The 2,257-nt window shown below is 62.3% G+C and carries 2 protein-coding genes; both read right to left on the reverse strand.

The genetic code is table 11. The annotated features are described in order from the left end of the window. The coding region (locus tag WCB02_RS40540; RefSeq protein WP_423968271.1) for a UDP-N-acetylglucosamine--N-acetylmuramyl-(pentapeptide) pyrophosphoryl-undecaprenol N-acetylglucosamine transferase at positions 1 to 956 on the reverse strand (956 nt) is incomplete at its 3' end. Then, a complete protein-coding gene (gene ftsW / locus WCB02_RS40545) occupies positions 956 to 2,050 on the reverse strand; it encodes a putative lipid II flippase FtsW (RefSeq protein ID WP_423968274.1) in 1,095 nt (364 codons plus the stop codon). The genes WCB02_RS40540 and ftsW, both read right to left, overlap by 1 nt. Positions 2,051 to 2,257 lie beyond the last annotated feature (207 nt).

A 2,257-nucleotide genomic window follows, 5' to 3' on the forward strand; every position in this document is an offset into this window, starting at 1 on the left:
GGTGTGACATCGCGTTGCAACAACATTTCGGCCGCTCCCGCTTCCACCAGCACTTCTGCGTTCTTTCGCTGGTGATCATCCGCGGCCCCCGCAAACGGAACCAGCAGCGACGGCTTCCCTGCCGCGCACAACTCCGCCACCGTGCTTCCCGACCGCGCCAGCACGACATCCGCCGCCGCATACTGCGCAGGCATATCCGTCAGAAATGCCTCCACCCTCCACCGCGCCGCATCTGCTCCACTCGCTGCATACGCCGCCCGCGTAGCCTCCAGTTGCCGCGGCCCCGACTGGTGCACAATCGTCAACCCCGCCACATCCTCCAGCAGCCGGGCCGCAATTAACGGCATCGTCTCGTTGAACACCAGCGCCCCATTGCTCCCGGCCGTCACCAGCAGGCACAGCGGGGCGCCCACCGGCCTTTCCGGCAACGCAAAGATCTCCGGCCGCACCGGAACCCCCGTCACCTCGGCGTTGCGAAAGTACTTCGCCGTCTGCCCGAAGTTCACCGCCGCCGCGCTCACCTGCTTCCCCACCACCCGATTCGTCATCCCCGGCACCGCATTCGGCTCATACGCCAGAGTGGGAATCCGCAACAGCAGCGCCGCAATCATCGCCGGCCCGCTCGCATACCCACCCACCCCCAGCACCACCTGCGGCCTCAACTCCCGCAGCAATGAAACGCACCGCACCACGCCCAGCGGCAGATCTGCCGTCGTTCGCAGACGCGTCGCCAGGCTCACATTCTTCAGCTGCCCTGACCGCACCAGCTCCAGCCGAAATCCCGCCTCCGGCACCAGCCGCGTCTCGAGCCCCCGCGCGGTCCCCACGAACCATACCTCGGCCGCATGCTGATCGCGCAACTCGCGCCCAATCGCCAGCGCCGGAATCACGTGCCCGCCCGTCCCCCCACCAGCAATCATCACCCGCAAGCTCGTCCCGCTAACTCGCTCCGCCATCAATCAATCTCGCGCGTCACATTCAGCAGCACGCCCATGCACGCCAGCGTCACAAACACGCTCGTTCCGCCCGACGAAATAAACGGCAGTGGAATTCCTTTCGTCGGCAACAGCGCCAGCACCACGCTCATGTTGAAGAACGCCTGCACCAGGATCACCGTCGTCAACCCAAACGCAAGGAACCGCGCGAACGGATCAGTCGAAAGAAACGCCGCCTTCAGCCCGCGATACCCCAGGATGCAGAACGCCGCCAGCACGCAGAGTGCGCCCAGCAGCCCCAGTTCCTCAGAGATGTTCGCGAAGATAAAATCCGTGTGCGGCTCCGGCAGGTAGAACAGCTTCTGCCGCCCCTCCATCAATCCCAGCCCCCGAATTCCGCCCGTTCCCACCGCGATCAGCGACTGCATAATATGAAATCCAGCGCCCTTTGGATCGGCCTCCGGATGCAGAAACACCAGCATGCGCCTGGCTCTCCACGACACATGAAACAGCAGGTAATACAAGACGGGCGAAGCCGCCGCCGCTCCCGCCACCAGCCACTTCATCTGCAACCCCGCCAGGTACAGCATCAGCATCAACACGGCCGCGCACACCAGCGCCGTACCTAAATCAGGCTCCAGCACAATCAGCCCGACAAAGAGCAGCGGTGGAATCACCGCCGGCAGAATCGTTTCCTTCACATTATCGATCGTGTGGATCCGCGTCTGGAGAAACCACGCCAGGAACAACACGATGACCGGCTTGGCCATCTCCGACGGCTCCAGCGTGCCTAACCCGGGAATCCGCACCCACCGATGCGCACCATTCATCCCGCCCCACGCAAACACCGCCAGCAAGAGCATCCCCGTGATCGCCATCAACGGAAAAATCAGCTTCGGATTGTTGTACTTCCTATAATCCACGCGCATCAACACAAACAGCGCAACCATCCCTGCCAGCGCGAATCCCGCCTGCTTCATCACGTACGCATACGGCGATCCCAGCGTAGCCTTCGCAATCACGGCCGACGCCGAAAACACCGACACCAATCCAAACAGCACCAGCAGCAGCACCGTACCAAACAACCATTTATCGACGCCAACCCGCTTCGCCATCGCAACACCTTCAACCACTAACCACTAACCACTAACCACTAACCACTAACCACTAAATCGACGCGACCAGTTCCTTGAACACCCGACCGCGCTGCTCATAATTCTCAAACTGATCAAAACTCGCACAAGCCGGAGCCAGCAGCACCACATCGCCTGCAACCGCCGCCTCGTGCGCAAACGCCACAGCCCTTGCCAGCGTCTCTGCTC

The sequence above is a fragment of the Bradyrhizobium sp. genome, assembly GCF_049581145.1.
Taxonomy (GTDB): domain Bacteria; phylum Pseudomonadota; class Alphaproteobacteria; order Rhizobiales; family Xanthobacteraceae; genus Bradyrhizobium.